Here is a 13,552-nt window from a genome sequence, read left to right as displayed (position 1 = left end):
TGCCAAATCCGTCTAGGCTTGCGCACTGCAGAGCCCGTACCTCCGGAGGAGAACCAGCCGATGTCCGTAAGCCCCGCCACCCTGCCGCCGGTGCTGCTGCACTCCGAAGCGGAGCTCGCGCGGGCCGCGCTCGCCACCCCGCTGCTCTCCCGCGCCGTGAAGCTCGCCCGCTGGGCGGGGCCGGACACCCGGGTCGGCGCCGGCGGTGAGCTCGTCGACGCCCAGCTCCCGGCGGCCGCCGCCGAACTCGGCCTCGCGGCCGACGACCCGGACGCCGCCGCGTACGCCAGCGAGGCCTGGCGGATCGCCGTGGACACCGGCCTGATCGACGTCACGGACGCCGAGGAGGAGGGCGCGGAGGGCACCGTCACCCAGGGCGAGGACCTCGCGGTGCTCTCCGGCGGCAGCCCGCAGGACGTCCTCGCCGTCTGGCTCGGCGCCCTGGACACCGTGTACGCGGACGCCACCGTGCCCGACATGGACCACCTCCTCGACGACCTGGAGGAGAACGGCGAGGTCGACTTCGCCGAGCTCGGCTGGGACCCGCAGGCCGAGGCCGACTTCCTCGACGGGGTCCTCGGCAACCTCTACCTGCTCACCGTGGGCGACGCCGCGGCCGGGGAGGGACCGGTGCCGCTGCCCGCCCTCGCCGCCTCGATGATCGTCCCCGACGACATGGGCGAGCCCACGGACGCCGTCCTGGAGCAGGTGTCGGACGCCATGATGAAGCTCGACGACCAGTTCCGGCTCTTCGAACCGCTCGGCCTCGTCGAGTACCAGCCGGTGGACGAGGCCCTCATGGCCGAGATCGACGACGCGGAGGAGCCCGCCCCCGTCGACGACGAGGACGTCTCCCGCTACGGCATGGTCCGGCTCACCCCGCTCGGCCTGTACGGCGTCCGGGCCCGCATGCTGGAGGCCGGCGTCGACGCGCCCGCCGTCGGCGACCTCGCGGACAAGGGCGCCGACGCGCTCCTCGAAGGCACCTCCGGCTTCCCGCAGGGCGCCGCGCAGGCCGAGATCGTGCAGTGGCTCGCCCGGCACGAACCGCTGGCCGCGGCACGGGAACTGCTCGCCGCGGCCCGCGGCGGCGACGAGAACGCGCCGCTGCGGCGGCTCCGCTGCCAGCAGGCGCTCTCCCTGGTCGGCGGCGAGGCCGAGCCCGCGCTGCGCGAGGTGCTCGACGACGCCGAGCTCGGGGGGCTCGCCCGGGTCTGGCTGACCGAGCACGGGGCCGCGGACGTGCCCGCGCCCTCGGAGGCGCTCATCTTCTGGCTGACCATCGACACCCTGGCCGCGCAGCTCGCGGCCGAGGGCAACTCCGACGAGCTCCAGGGCCTGGTCGAGGGCCTCGCGCAGCAGCACAGCGGCTTCTTCGCCACGGCGTGGCGCGTGGAGCACCCCGCCACGGCGGACGTCCTGGAGGCGATGGGGCGCCTGCACCCGGACAAGAAGGTGGCGAAGGAGGCCCGCAAGGCGGCCTTCAAGGCCAGGTCGCAGCAGGGGATGTAAGAGGGCTTCGCCCCCTGCCCCTCCGGTCCGGTGAACGCCGGGCGGGCCCCGCACAGCAGGGTCCGCCCGGCGTCCGCTCACCGTGCCCGGGGCGTCAGCACTCGTACCGCGTCGTGTGCTTGAAGGACGACGTCGCCCCGTCGAAACCGTAGGTCCCCCGGTAGGCCGGAGGGTTCTGGTACTCGCCCACGATCGTGATCGTCGAGGCACAGCTGCCCTGACCGGCCCGCTCGGCGTCCAGGCGGATCGTCTCGCCGACCGTGCCGCCCGTGATGTCCCACGGCGCGCCGCAGATGCCGGCGGTGATCTGCCCGCCGGTCACCACATGCGGATAGGTGTTGGGGTTGTACGTCACCTCGATGGCGAAGGTGACCTGGCCGCTGTGGAGCGTCAGCTTGCACCCCGTCGACAGGTCCCGCGCCGACACACCGGCGATCTGCGAGGCGAACGCCTCGTCGCGCGTCTTGACCTCGGCGCCCTGCGGATTGTGGAAGCGGCGCTCCGCCCGCGAACGGCCCTTGTCCCCGCGTGCCTGTGTGGTCATGGGAAATCCTCCTTCCGTTCCTGACCGTCAGGCCAGCAGCTCGGCGATCTCCACGCGCAGCAGCGCGCGGACGTTCTCGATGTGGTTGACCACGGTCACGGTCGACGACCCGGCGAAGAGCAGGCCCACCGCGACGTGGTCGTGCGAGGTGACCAGCGAACCGGAGTCGCCGCCCGCGGAGATGTTCGTCGTCAGGATCTGGTCCTTGAAGCGGGCGGTGCCCGCCGTGCCGTAGTTGACGTCGATGGTCGCGTCGACCGCCATGATCCGGCCGAAGCTGATGTTCGTCGTACGCCCGGTCTTCTTCACCAGGTCGCCGACGGCCACGTTCGCCTTGCGCCGCCAGGCGCGCGGCGCACCGCTGAAGTACTGCTCACGCGTCGCGTCCTGGAAGTCGACCGTGCCGAGCGCCGCGTCCACGACGTTGTTGTGCCGCTCCAGCGGGATCTGCGGGGCGAACTGGATGGTGATGAACCGTTCGAGGACCGCGATGCGGTCCGCCGGGTCCTGGCCGCCGTCGAAGACGCCCGGCTGCACGATCGCGCTGCCGAGCTGCGCCCGGTTGGAGTCGGCCAGCACGTGGTTGTTGGAGAGGATGGAGAACTTCGCGGGGATGCCGAGCCCGGAGGCCGGCGGGTCGACGGAGGCGCCGGGCAGGAAGTCGTGGACCACGCTGCCGAGCGTGCCCGCGGTCACCCGGACGTTGCCGACCGAGAAACCGGAGGGACACGGGCGTATCCGGCGCTTCAGGAGCTGCGGTTCGAACGCGCCGAGCCCTCCGAGCTCCTCCAGCTGCGGCTGGCCGAGGCCCGAGAGCTGCTCGCCGACGCTGCCGTCGGGGCCGTACGCCACCGGGGCGCGGTCCTCCGCCCGGCGGCCGCCCGGCCTGCTCTGCCGGCGCTGTGCCGCGATGTGCCCGACCGCGACGACGTCGGTCGGGGTGCCGTCGTCCATCCGGCTCGGCACGACGTCCCGCTCGGGCAGCATGGAGTCCGGGACCTTCTGGGTGACGAAGATCAGGACGGCGGGTTCGCCGGTGGGCCGGCCGCCCGTCCACTTCACGCCGTGGCCGAAGCCGACGACGCCTGCGAGCGGCTGCTGGGGCCGCAGGAAGTCGGAGATCGCCTGCTGACGGGAGCTGTCGCTCAGCTGACCGCCGGTGGGTCCTCGCATCAGTTCGGGCCGGCTCTCCACGCCAGACCACCTCTTCACCTTGGATGCAGGGTGAGGGTTCCGGGGGCGCGCTCAGGTGCCGCTCCCGCTACGTCCCGCCGCTCTGCGCGTCGACCCCGCCGATGGCGAGCACGCTCACGGGGACACCTTCCAGCACGTCCGGAACCACGTCTTCGTCCCGGAGCCGCTCACGGGGCACTCGGTGGGTGACAAAGACGACGATCACGTCCTGGCCCGAGTGTTCGTCCCGTCCTGTGCCGACGCCGGTGACATTGGCCAGCTTCATGAGCCGGTCCTCATGGAGGCTGCGCGCCTGATGTGCGTCCACTCGGCCCGCCTCCCCGCGTGGGTGCTGCGGTTGCACGTATGTGCTGTCTATTGCCGGGGACCGCCCGGGTCAAGGTGTGCCGCGCCGATTGCCGGTCCCGGCCCGGGTTCACCGAAGGTGGTCCTCTGCGGTCGTACGCCGTTAAACCGCCGTTCAGGAGCGGGAGCGACCGTTTCGCCTACAGCAGCCAGGCCCCTCGCGCTCCGCGCCCGCACCCAGGAGGAACCATGCCGCTCACCCACAGGGATGTGTCCAGACGCTCCGCGATCACCGGGGCGGGGGTCGTCCTGGCCGGCAGCGTCGGCGCGCTGGCCACCGCGCCCGGCGCGCTCGCCGCCTCCGAGACCGAGGAGGCGGGTGTCGCGGGCGAGGACGGGTCCCGCGGCCACGGCCACCGCGGCCCCGGCTACGGCCCGCTCATCCCCGACCCCGAGGGGCTGCTCGCGCTGCCCGCCGGATTCTCGTACCGCGTGCTCACGTACAGCGGGCGCACCAAGCTGGAGAGCGGCGAGTTCACGCCCTCCAACCACGACGGCACCGCCGCCTTCCGCGGCCCGCGCGGCACCACCTACCTCGTCAACAACCACGAGCTGGGCGGCGCCCGCACCAAGTGGAAGCACCCCGTACCGCTGACCGAGGGGCTCGTCTACGACCCGGCCGCGGCCGGCGGCTGCACGGTCGTCGAGGTCCGGCGCGACGGCCATGTGGCCGAATGGGTGGGCATCGCGGGCACCGCCACGAACTGCGCGGGCGGCAGCACTCCCTGGGGCACCTGGCTCACCTGCGAGGAGACCGAGGACAAGGCCGGCCAGAACGGCATGACCAAGGACCACGGCTACGTCTTCGAGGTCGACCCCCAGGACCGGCGCGCCGGGCGTGATCCCAAGCCGATCAAGGCCTTCGGCCGCTACGCCCACGAGGCCGTCGTCATCGACCCCCGGCGCGGCCACGCCTACCTCACCGAGGACGCCTCGGGCCCGAACGGCCTGTTCTACCGCTGGACCCCGCCGCACGGCTTCGAGCACGGCCGCGGCAGGCTGCGCGGCCTCGCCGACGACGCGGGTGTCCTGAAGGCGCCCAAGTGCTACGACTCCGGCGGCCGCTTCGTCGACGACCTCTCGCGCGCCACCAGGACCGGCACGGTGTACGGCGTGGACTGGGTGGAGGTCCCCGACCGCGACGCGCGGACCGTGCCGGTGCGCGAGCAGTTCGACGACGGCGACATCACGCGCGCCCGCAAGCTCGAAGGCATGTGGTGGGGTGACGGCGGCGTCTACATCGTCGCCTCCTTCGCCCGCGGCGAGAGCCCCGCCCAGCACGACGGACAGGTGTGGTTCTACCACCCCGGCCGCCGCACCCTCACCCTGAAGGTGCTGCTCGGCGTGAACCCCGACCCGGACAAGGACGGCGCCTTCGACGGCCCCGACAACATTACCGTCTCGCCCTACGGCGGCCTGGTCATCGCCGAGGACGGCGACGGCGTCCAGCACCTCTTCGGCGCGACCGAGCACGGACGCACGTACCCCATCGCGCGCAACGAACTCAACGCGGGCACCGAGGACGACCCGAAGTACAGCGAGTTCGCGGGCGTCACGTTCTCACCCGACGGCAGCACCCTCTACGCCAGCATCCAGTCGCCCGGCATCCTGCTGGCGATCACGGGTCCCTGGAAGCGGCAGCGGCACTAGCGCCTTCTGGCCGTGGGTGACATAGCGGTCACCTGGCGTCGATAATCGGGGCTGGTACGTCACGTGCGTCCCCCTTTAGGGTGATTTACAGGGGCGACGGGCGTGGCGTTTCGGCTGCGGTTTGTGTGTCTGTTCCATACCGATGTGAGGGCGGTGTGAGGTCGGAGCATGGTGCGGCGGGCGTCCGGGGGCGCATACTGCAAACATGACGAGGCCCGCCGGCTCGCGCCGCCATCTGCCGAACAGTCCCTTCAACGTACCCGCACCGCCCGCCCCACCCGTAGAGCAGTTCGCCGTGGGTGACCGTGTCTCCCACGACCAGTACGGCCTCGGGAGGATCGTCGGTGTCGAGGGGGAGGACGCGGTCGTCATCGACTTCGCGGGCCGTCAGGGACGGTTCCTGAGCCCCTATCCCAAGCTGGCAAAGCTCTGATCCGCTGAATCGCTCCTGACCCGCCGAAGGGGCGGCGAGCCGCTGCGCGCGGCCCGCCGCCCCTTTCGTCTGCCCTGTGCCGTCCGCTCGCTCAGAGCGACTGCGCCGCCGGCTTCACCATGCCGCGGACCGTGCGCGACTTGACGAACTGCCCCATCGCGGTCATTTCCCACTCGCCGGTGAACTGCTTGATCAGCTTCGCCATCATGACGCCCGTCTGCGCCTCGGCGTTGGTCAGGTCGAAGCGGACCAGCTCCTCGCCGGAGGCCGCGTCGATCAGGCGGCAGTAGGCCTTGGCGACCTCGGTGAACTTCTGGCCGGAGAACGAGTTCACCGTGAAGACCAGGCCCGTGACGTCGTCGGGGAGACGGCCGAGGTCGACGACGATCACCTCGTCGTCACCGCCGCCCTCGCCCGTGAGGTTGTCGCCGGAGTGCTTGATCGCGCCCTTCACGATCGACAGCTTGCCGAAGTAGCAGCTGTCGACGTGGTTGCGCTGCGGGCCGTACGCGATGACGGAGGCGTCGAGGTCGATGTCCTTGCCGCGGAACGCGGGCTCCCAGCCGAGGCCCATCTTGACCTGGGACAGCAGCGGCTTGCCGCCCTTGACCAGGGACACCGTCTGGTTCTTCTGGAGGTTGACCCGGCCCTTGTCGAGGTTGATCTTCCCGGCGCCGAGCGCGGGCGCGGCGGCGGCGGCCGGAGCCGCGGCCGGCGGGGGCGGGCCCTGCACGGGTTGGCCCACCGGCGGCGCCATCGGGGCCGCGGCGGCCGGCGCGGGAGCCGGGGCGGGCGTCGGAGCGGCGGGCTCCTCGACCGAGACGCCGAAGTCCGTCGCGATGCCCGCCAGGCCGTTGGAGTACCCCTGGCCGACCGCGCGGGCCTTCCACGCGCCGTTGCGCAGGTAGACCTCGACGATCACCAGGGCGGTCTCGGTGCCGAGCTTCGGCGGTGTGAACGTGGCGAGCACGGAGCCGTCGTCCGCGTTGCGGATGGTGGCGGTGGGCTCGACGCCCTGGAAGGTCGCTCCCGCGGCGTCCGGGCTCGCGGTCACGACGATCTTCTCGATGCCGGCCGGCACGGCCGCCGTGTCCACGATGATCTTGTCGGGGGTGGAGCCGCCGCCCGACTGATACGTCACACCGGGGCCCGAGGGCTGGTTGAAGAAGATGAAGTCGTCGTCGGAGCGCACCTTGCCGTCGGCGGTGAGCAGCAGGCCCGATACGTCGAGCCGCACCGGGGCGGCGACGTCCACCGCCACGCGGGCGGCGGTCAGGGGGATGTTCGAGCCGGGGGTCATAGCTGTCATGCCAGGGGTAACGAACGACCCCGCTTTGCCGTTCCCTTACCCGCGGCAGGTTTTTTCCACGGCGCCGCACGTGCCTCAGCGGCGGTTGCGCGGGTGGTCGCGCGCCGTCCGTTCGTTGCCGTGCTTGTAGTTGCCCGTCCAGCGGGCCATCACGAGCTGCGGGTCGCCGCCCTCGACCTCGGCGAGGAACCGCTCGGCGCGGGCGCCGCGCAGCGTCCCCGCCCCGCGCTCGCCGTGCGTGATGGTGACGCTTCCGTCGGGGCGTCGGGCGTAGGAGAATCCCTGGGGTCTCGGCATGGCCGGGAGCGTAGCCCCCGGCCATGCCCGCGCGACACCGGATTACGGCACGACGACGATCTTCCGCCCGATCCCGGCGGCGAACTGGTCGAGCGCCCGGGGGTAGTCGTCCAGCGGCAGCCGGTCGCTGATGAACACCTCCGGGTCCAGGACGCCCGCCGCGAACAGCTCGGCCGCCCGCTCGTAGCTGTGCAGGACCGCCATCGACCCGGTGATGGTGATCTCCTGGTTGTAGATGCGGTACGGGTCGATCTCCACCCGCGTGGCGTAGTCCGCGACACCGAACTGGAGGAACGTGCCCGCCTTCGCGACCCGGCCGAGGCCGTCCTGGATGGCGGCCGCGTTGCCCGTCGCGTCGATCACCACGTCCCAGCCGCCGGGCCGGTCGAGTTCGTCGGCGCCGGCCGCCGACGCCGAGACGCCGAGCCGCTTCGCCGTCGCGAGCCGCTCGGGGTTGAGGTCGACCACGTCGACGCTGGCCGCGCCGGTCCGCTTGGCCAGCTCCAGCATCATCAGGCCCATCGTGCCCGAGCCGTAGATCAGCACGTGCGAGGCGAGCTGCGAGCGCAGCACGTCGTAGCCGCGCACCGCGCAGGACAGCGGCTCGATGAGGGCGGCGTCCTGGGTGCGCACATGGTCGGGCAGCCGCACGCAGTTGGCGGCGGGCGCCTTGGCGTACTGGGCGGCGCCGCCCGCGGTGGTCACGCCGATCGCGGCCCAGCGCTCGCACATGTTGCCGCGCCCCACCCGGCAGAAGCGGCACTCGTGGCAGTGCAGCGAGGGGTCCACCGCGACCCGGTCGCCGACGGCGAGCCCGCGCACGTCGGCACCGAGGGCGACGACGGTGCCGGCGAACTCGTGGCCCGGCACCACGGGCAGGGTCGGGGCGAACTCCCCCTGCTTGATGTGCAGGTCCGTGCCGCACAGGCCGCACGCGGCGACCTCCACGACGACCTCGCGGGGGCCCGGCGTCGGGTCGGGCACCTCGCCGACGACGACCTTGCCCACCGACTCGACGATCGCGGCCTTCATTTCACAGCTCCCAACGACAGACCCTGGACCAGCTTGTCCTGGGCGGCGAACCCCGCGGCGAGCACCGGCAGGGAGATCACGAGCGACGCGGCGCACACCTTCGCCAGGAACAGACCCTGGCTGGTGATGAAGCCGGTCAGGAAGACGGGCGCGGTCTGGGCGACGACGCCCGTGAGCACCCGGGCGAAGAGCAGTTCGTTCCAGCTGAAGATGAAGCAGATCAGCGAGGTCGCGGCGATGCCGGGCAGCGCGATGGGCGCCACCACGCGCGCGAGGATGGTGGGCAGCCGTGCCCCGTCGATCTGGGCGGCCTCGATGATGGCCTTGGGCACCTCGGCGAGGAAGGAGTGCATCATCCACACCGCGATCGGCAGGTTCATCGAGGTGTAGAGGATGACGAGCAGCCAGATGTTGTCGAGGAAGTCGGTGTTCTTGGCGAACAGGTAGATCGGCAGGAGACCCGCCACGACCGGCAGCATCTTGGTGGAGAGGAAGAAGAAGAGGACGTCCGTCCACTTCTTCACGGGCCTGATCGACAGGGCGTACGCGGCGGGCAGGGCCAGCACCAGCACGAGCAGCGTCGAGGCGAGCGAGGCCACCGTGGAGTTGATGAGCGAGGGCCAGGGGCTCGCGCCGCCGCCCGCCCCGAAGAAGTCGCGGTAGCCGTCCAGGGTGAGCGAGGCGGCGAGCGAGGGCGGGTTGGTGGCGGCGTCCTCCTCCGAGTGGAAGGAGGTCAGCGCCATCCAGGCGATGGGCAGGAAGAACAGGATGCCGGCGACCCAGGCGGCCAGGCCGAGCAGGGACCCACGCGCGCGTGGGCGGGCCTTCGCCGTGGTGGCGGTCTTCGCCGTAACAGCGGCCATCAGCGGGACGCCTCCTCACGGAACAGGGACGAGACGACCCGCAGTGCGAAGGTCGCGATGATCAGCGAGCCGATGACGACGAGCACGCCGGCCGCGGAGGCCAGGCCGTTCTCGTGCGCCTGGTAGAAGCTCTGGTAGACGGTGTAGGGCAGGTTGGCGGTGCCGAGACCGCCCGAGGTGATGGTGAAGACGGCGTCGAAGTTCTGCACGATGTAGATCGAGCCGAGCAGGGCGCCCAGTTCGAGGTAGCGGCGCAGGTGCGGCAGGGTCAGATGGCGGAAGACCTGCCAGTCGCTCGCCCCGTCCATGCGGGCCGCCTCGATCAGCTCGCTGTCGCGGCTCTGCAGCCCGGCGAGGAGGATCAGCATCATGAAGGGCGTCCACTGCCACACCAGGGAGGCCTCGATCGCCAGCAGCGGGGTGTTGGAGATCCAGTCGGGCTGCGCCGCGGAGTCACCGCCCACCCAGCGCAGCAGGCCGTTGAAGAGGCCGTACTCGGGGTTGTAGAGCACGTGCTTCCACAGCAGCGCGGCGGCCACGGGGACCAGCAGGAACGGCGCGATGAGCAGCGTACGGACGAGCCCGCGCCCCTTGAACCTCCGGTCGAGCAGCAGTGCGAGGCCGAGGCCGATGACCAGGCTGGCCAGCACGACCGAGGCGGTGAGCAGGATCGTGGTCAGCACGGACTTGCGCAGGTCGGGGTCGGTGATGACCTCGGTGTAGTTCGCGAACCCGGTGAAGCTGCGGGCGTCGGGGTAGAGGGCGTTCCAGTCGAAGAAGGAGATCACCAGGGTCGCCACGAAGGGCAGCTGGGTCACGGCGATCATGAAGATGAGGGCGGGGAGCAGGGGCGCCCTGGTCGCCCAGGCGCGCAGCCGGCCCGACGGGGGTGTCTTCGCGGCGGGCACGCGCGTGTGCCGCACGGTGGTGGTGCTCGCGGTGGCGGTCATCGTCCCTCGTACTCCTCGGAGATCTTCTCGGCGAGCTCCTGTGACTTCTCCAGGGCCGAAGCGACGGACTGGCGTCCGGCGATGGCCGCGCTGATCTCCTGGGAGACCTTGGTGCCCAGGTCGGTGAACTCGGGGATGCCGACGAACTGGATGCCGGGCGCGGGCCGCGGCTGCACACCGGGGTCGCGGGGCCTTGCCCCTTCGATGGCGGCGCGGGTGACGTCCTGGAAGGCGGCGGCTTCCTCGCGGTAGGCGGGGTTCGCGTAGGTCGAGGCGCGCTTGCCCGCGGGGACGTTCGACCAGCCGGTCTTCTCGCCGACGAGCTTCTCGTACTCCTTGCCGGAGGCCCAGGAGATGAACTTCCACGCCTTGTCCGGGTTGCGCGAGGCCTTCTGCATGCCCCAGGCCCAGGTGTAGAGCCAGCCGGAGTTCCCGGTCTTCGCCACCGGGGCGGGGACGTAGCCGATCTTTCCCTTGACCGGTGACTTGGGGGATTCGAGGGACCCCGCGGCGGCCGTCGCGTCGTACCACATGGCGGTCTTGCCCTGCGTGAGGTTGTTGAGGCACTCGGCGTACCCGGACTGGGCGGCGCCGGACTCGCCGTGCTCGCGTACGAGGTCCACGTAGAAGCGGGTCGCCTTCTCGAACTCGGGGGAGTCCAGGCGGGCCTTCCAGTCCTTGTCGAACCAGGTGCCGCCGAAGGTGTTCACGACGGTGGTCAGGGGCGCCATGACCTCGCCCCAGCCGGGCAGGCCGCGCAGACAGATGCCCTTCATCCCCGGCTCCTCGCCGTCCACCCGGGCGGCGAGCCGGGCCACCTGCTGCCAGGTGGGGTGTTCGGGCATGGTGAGGCCGGCCTTCTCGAAGACGTCCTTGCGGTACATCAGGAAGGACGACTCCCCGTAGAAGGGCTGTCCGTAGAGCTTGCCGTCCTCTCCGGTGAGGGACTGGCGCATCGGCGCCAGGATGTCCTTCTCGTCGTACGCGGTGTCCTTGCGCGCGTAGGAACCGACCTCGTGGAGCCAGCCGTTCTTCGCGTAGATGGGTATCTCGTAGTTGCTGAGGGTGGCGATGTCGTACTGGCCCGCCTGGTTGGCGAAGTCCTGGCTGATCTTGTCGCGGACGTCGTTCTCGGGCAGGACGGTGAAGTTCACCTTGATGCCCGTCTCCTTGGTGAAGTGGGCGGCGGTGAGCTTGCGCAACTCGACCATCTGCGGGTTGTTCACCATCAGGACGTTGAGGGAGTCGCCTGAACCGGTCCCGCCCGCGCCGGCCCAGCAGCCGGTGAGCAGCGGGGCGAGCAGCGTCCCTGCGGCGGCAGCGGAGAGCGCGCGCTGCCTCCGTCGGCTCGGGGTTCGCATGAGTGCTCCTGGACGTAGAGGGGTCATATCGGGGGTTTTCGGGCGCGTCGGGGCGTACGGTGGCCCATTACGGCCGTACGGGGAAGGGAGGGGAGGAAGGGAAGGAAGGGAAGGAAGGGGAGGAAGGGGGGAGGGCGGCGTCAGACGCGCAGGACCTGCGGTCCGAGGAGGGAGTAGCGGTGGGCTTCGGAGGCCGGCAGGCGGCTGCTGGTGACGATCGCTTCGAGGTCGCCGATGCCGGCGAACCGGCAGAAGCTCGTCGCCCCGAACTTGGTGTGCACGCCCGTGAACACGGTGCGCCTCGACGCCCTGATGGCCTGGGCCTTCACCTCGCTCACGGCGGGGTCGGGCGTCGTCAGGCCGTGCTCGCGCGAGATGCCGTTGGCGCCGATGTACGCCAGGTCGATGACGAAGCCGGCCAGCATGCGCGTCGTCCAGTGGTCGACGGTGGCGAGGGTGCCCGGGCGGACCCGGCCGCCGAGCAGCAGTACGGCGACGTTCTCGGCCTCGGCGAGGGCGCCCGCCGTGGCCAGTGAGGCGGTGACCACGGTCAGCGGGCGTCCGCCCGCCACGTCGGGCAGGGCCTCGGCGATGAGCTGGGGCGTGAACCCCTCGTCCACGAAGACGGTCTCGGCGTCCCCGAGCAGGTCGGCCGCGGCGGCGGCGATGCGCCGCTTCTCGGGGACGTGCATGGTCGTGCGGAAGGCGAGGGTGGTCTCGAAACCCGCGCTCTCCACGGGGTAGGCGCCGCCGTGGGTGCGGCGGACCAGGCCGTGGTCCTCCAGGGCGCGCAGGTCGCGGCGGACGGTCTCCTTCGCGACGCCGAGCCGGGCGGCGAGCTCCGTCACGTCGACGGAGCCGGAGGTCCGTGCCGCGCTGACGATCCGCCGCTGCCGCTCCTCCGCGGTCATCGGCGCCACCTGCTTCCCCTGGTCTCGCTGTGCCCGTTCGGGCCTTGGGGGAAGTTCTACAGCGCCCGCATGAACGAGAGAAGGTGCCAAGCGGGCGTGATGCTGCCCGTATGTGCCCGGATCACGCGGCGTCGGCCTGGGGTACGGGCACCATGCGTGCCCGTACCGCGGGCCCGGGGTGCCCGCTTGCCGCCCGTTCGGGCCCGGGCCCTCGCGAGGCGCCGCCGGTTCAGTAGGGCCAGACCGGCGGGTCGGTGCAGAACGGGCCACCGAGATGGGCGTGGTCAGGGTTGGCGGGGTCGAGCTCGCCCTGCTCGGCGATGAGCTTCTCCGCGTACTGCTCGGAGTCGTCCTGCGGTTCGTAGCCGAGCGCGCGGGCGGAGGAGAGGTCCCACCACAGGCGGGTGTTGGCGGAGGAGCCGTAGACCACGGTGTGCCCGACGTCCTCGGCGGTGAGGGCCGCGTGGAAGAGCCGCGCGCCGTCGCCCGGGCTCATCCAGACCGAGAGCATCCGCACGCTCGTCGGCTCCGGGAAGCACGAGCCGATGCGGACCGAGACGGTCTCGATGCCGTGCTTGTCCCAGTAGAACTGGGCGAGGTCCTCGCCGAAGGACTTGGAGAGGCCGTAGAAGGTGTCGGGGCGGCGCGGGGTGTCGAGCGGGATGAGCGGGTCGTCGCCCTCGGGACGCGGCGTGAAGCCCACCGCGTGGTTCGAGGAGGCGAAGACGATCCGCCGCACGCCCTCCTCGCGGGCCGCCTCGTAGAGGTTGTACGTCCCTTCGATGTTGGCCCTGAGGATCTTCTCGAAGGTGGACTCCAGGGAGATGCCCGCGAAGTGCAGGACCGCGTCGACGCCGCGCACGGCCTCGCGCAGCGCGTCCCTGTCGGCGAGGTCGGCGGTGATCGCGCCGGGCGAGCCGTCGAGGCCGCGCACGTCGAGCAGGCGCAGATCGTGGCCGTAGGCCGGGAGCAGCCCGCGCATCAGGGTGCCGAGGCCCCCGGCGGCGCCGGTCAGCAGGACGGTGCGGGAAGCGGGCATGCGGGATCTCCTCGGGCGGATTCGTACTCATCCACGTACAGAATTCACATCCGTGGACACGCTAGGGATCTCGGTGGCGTCGCGTCAAGTGTCGCGCGGAGGCCGGGAATCC

General features: G+C 71.3%; 14 protein-coding genes. 3 read left to right on the top strand and 11 right to left on the bottom strand.

Going from position 1 to position 13,552, the window contains the following annotated elements; genetic code table 11:
• Positions 1 to 60 precede the first annotated feature (60 nt).
• Entirely contained in the window at positions 61 to 1,512 is a 1,452-nt protein-coding gene (locus tag ACRAKF_RS10450) for a hypothetical protein (RefSeq protein ID WP_447036665.1), read from the top strand.
• Positions 1,513 to 1,606: 94 nt separating this feature from the next.
• Here the strand turns inward: ACRAKF_RS10450 and ACRAKF_RS10445 are convergent, their stop codons facing one another.
• The 3 genes from ACRAKF_RS10445 to ACRAKF_RS10435 form a co-directional block, all read right to left on the bottom strand.
• On the bottom strand, positions 1,607 to 2,056 hold the full coding sequence (locus ACRAKF_RS10445; protein ID WP_447036664.1) for a hypothetical protein: 450 nt from the start codon (positions 2,054 to 2,056) through the stop codon (positions 1,607 to 1,609).
• A gap of 27 nt (positions 2,057 to 2,083) precedes the next feature.
• Positions 2,084 to 3,250 (bottom strand): hypothetical protein, encoded by a 1,167-nt coding sequence (locus tag ACRAKF_RS10440; protein WP_447036663.1) that lies wholly within the window; start codon positions 3,248 to 3,250, stop codon positions 2,084 to 2,086.
• 67 nt (positions 3,251 to 3,317) lie between these two features.
• On the bottom strand, positions 3,318 to 3,515 hold the full coding sequence (locus tag ACRAKF_RS10435; RefSeq protein ID WP_447036662.1) for a hypothetical protein: 198 nt from the start codon (positions 3,513 to 3,515) through the stop codon (positions 3,318 to 3,320).
• A gap of 269 nt (positions 3,516 to 3,784) precedes the next feature.
• Between ACRAKF_RS10435 and ACRAKF_RS10430 the strand changes: the two genes are divergently transcribed.
• Complete coding sequence (locus tag ACRAKF_RS10430; protein WP_447036661.1) at positions 3,785 to 5,245, top strand: alkaline phosphatase PhoX; 1,461 nt, start codon at positions 3,785 to 3,787, stop codon at positions 5,243 to 5,245.
• Between the two features lie 205 nt (positions 5,246 to 5,450).
• A complete protein-coding gene (locus ACRAKF_RS10425; protein ID WP_030784272.1) occupies positions 5,451 to 5,678 on the top strand; it encodes a CarD family transcriptional regulator in 228 nt (75 codons plus the stop codon).
• 91 nt (positions 5,679 to 5,769) lie between these two features.
• On the opposite strand, the gene ACRAKF_RS10420 is transcribed toward ACRAKF_RS10425, so the two are convergent.
• From ACRAKF_RS10420 to ACRAKF_RS10385, 8 genes are all read right to left on the bottom strand, one after another.
• A complete protein-coding gene (locus tag ACRAKF_RS10420; RefSeq protein ID WP_447036660.1) occupies positions 5,770 to 6,987 on the bottom strand; it encodes a TerD family protein in 1,218 nt (405 codons plus the stop codon).
• A gap of 75 nt (positions 6,988 to 7,062) precedes the next feature.
• Positions 7,063 to 7,284, bottom strand: coding sequence for a hypothetical protein (locus tag ACRAKF_RS10415; RefSeq protein ID WP_447036659.1), 222 nt, complete (start codon positions 7,282 to 7,284; stop codon positions 7,063 to 7,065).
• 42 nt (positions 7,285 to 7,326) lie between these two features.
• Positions 7,327 to 8,316: a zinc-dependent alcohol dehydrogenase family protein gene (locus ACRAKF_RS10410; protein ID WP_447036658.1), complete on the bottom strand. Its 990-nt coding sequence runs from the start codon at positions 8,314 to 8,316 to the stop codon at positions 7,327 to 7,329.
• Complete coding sequence (locus tag ACRAKF_RS10405; protein ID WP_447036657.1) at positions 8,313 to 9,179, bottom strand: carbohydrate ABC transporter permease; 867 nt, start codon at positions 9,177 to 9,179, stop codon at positions 8,313 to 8,315. Before ACRAKF_RS10405 ends, ACRAKF_RS10410 begins: the two co-directional genes overlap by 4 nt.
• Positions 9,179 to 10,129, bottom strand: a complete 951-nt coding sequence (locus tag ACRAKF_RS10400) for a carbohydrate ABC transporter permease (protein WP_447036656.1) — start codon at positions 10,127 to 10,129, stop codon at positions 9,179 to 9,181. The genes ACRAKF_RS10405 and ACRAKF_RS10400 overlap by 1 nt, the downstream gene beginning before the upstream one ends.
• Positions 10,126 to 11,490, bottom strand: a complete 1,365-nt coding sequence (locus ACRAKF_RS10395; protein ID WP_447036655.1) for an ABC transporter substrate-binding protein — start codon at positions 11,488 to 11,490, stop codon at positions 10,126 to 10,128. The genes ACRAKF_RS10400 and ACRAKF_RS10395 overlap by 4 nt, the downstream gene beginning before the upstream one ends.
• A 140-nt stretch (positions 11,491 to 11,630) precedes the next feature.
• Positions 11,631 to 12,401 carry a DeoR/GlpR family DNA-binding transcription regulator gene (locus ACRAKF_RS10390; protein ID WP_447036654.1) on the bottom strand — a complete coding sequence of 257 codons (771 nt, stop codon included), beginning with the start codon at positions 12,399 to 12,401 and terminating at the stop codon, positions 11,631 to 11,633.
• A 229-nt stretch (positions 12,402 to 12,630) separates the two neighbouring features.
• The gene (locus tag ACRAKF_RS10385) at positions 12,631 to 13,440 is read right to left on the bottom strand and encodes an NAD-dependent epimerase/dehydratase family protein (protein ID WP_447036653.1); all 810 of its coding nucleotides are present in this window, start codon (positions 13,438 to 13,440) and stop codon (positions 12,631 to 12,633) included.
• Positions 13,441 to 13,552: the final 112 nt, after the last annotated feature.

This window comes from Streptomyces sp. DSM 118878 (assembly GCF_052936595.1).
This window is presented reverse-complemented; position numbering and strand designations above follow the sequence as displayed.

Bases quoted from the DNA above. Each gene is read 5' to 3' on its own strand.
- ACRAKF_RS10450 (WP_447036665.1), top strand. From the start codon at position 61: ATGTCCGTAAGCCCCGCCACCCTGCCGCCGGTGCTGCTGCACTCCGAA.
- ACRAKF_RS10445 (WP_447036664.1), bottom strand. From the start codon at position 2,056: ATGACCACACAGGCACGCGGGGACAAGGGCCGTTCGCGGGCGGAGCGC.
- ACRAKF_RS10435 (WP_447036662.1), bottom strand. From the start codon at position 3,515: ATGAAGCTGGCCAATGTCACCGGCGTCGGCACAGGACGGGACGAACAC.
- ACRAKF_RS10430 (WP_447036661.1), top strand. From the start codon at position 3,785: ATGCCGCTCACCCACAGGGATGTGTCCAGACGCTCCGCGATCACCGGG.
- ACRAKF_RS10425 (WP_030784272.1), top strand. From the start codon at position 5,451: ATGACGAGGCCCGCCGGCTCGCGCCGCCATCTGCCGAACAGTCCCTTC.
- ACRAKF_RS10420 (WP_447036660.1), bottom strand. From the start codon at position 6,987: ATGACAGCTATGACCCCCGGCTCGAACATCCCCCTGACCGCCGCCCGC.
- ACRAKF_RS10415 (WP_447036659.1), bottom strand. From the start codon at position 7,284: ATGCCGAGACCCCAGGGATTCTCCTACGCCCGACGCCCCGACGGAAGC.
- ACRAKF_RS10410 (WP_447036658.1), bottom strand. From the start codon at position 8,316: ATGAAGGCCGCGATCGTCGAGTCGGTGGGCAAGGTCGTCGTCGGCGAG.
- ACRAKF_RS10405 (WP_447036657.1), bottom strand. From the start codon at position 9,179: ATGGCCGCTGTTACGGCGAAGACCGCCACCACGGCGAAGGCCCGCCCA.
- ACRAKF_RS10400 (WP_447036656.1), bottom strand. From the start codon at position 10,129: ATGACCGCCACCGCGAGCACCACCACCGTGCGGCACACGCGCGTGCCC.
- ACRAKF_RS10395 (WP_447036655.1), bottom strand. From the start codon at position 11,490: ATGCGAACCCCGAGCCGACGGAGGCAGCGCGCGCTCTCCGCTGCCGCC.
- ACRAKF_RS10390 (WP_447036654.1), bottom strand. From the start codon at position 12,401: ATGACCGCGGAGGAGCGGCAGCGGCGGATCGTCAGCGCGGCACGGACC.
- ACRAKF_RS10385 (WP_447036653.1), bottom strand. From the start codon at position 13,440: ATGCCCGCTTCCCGCACCGTCCTGCTGACCGGCGCCGCCGGGGGCCTC.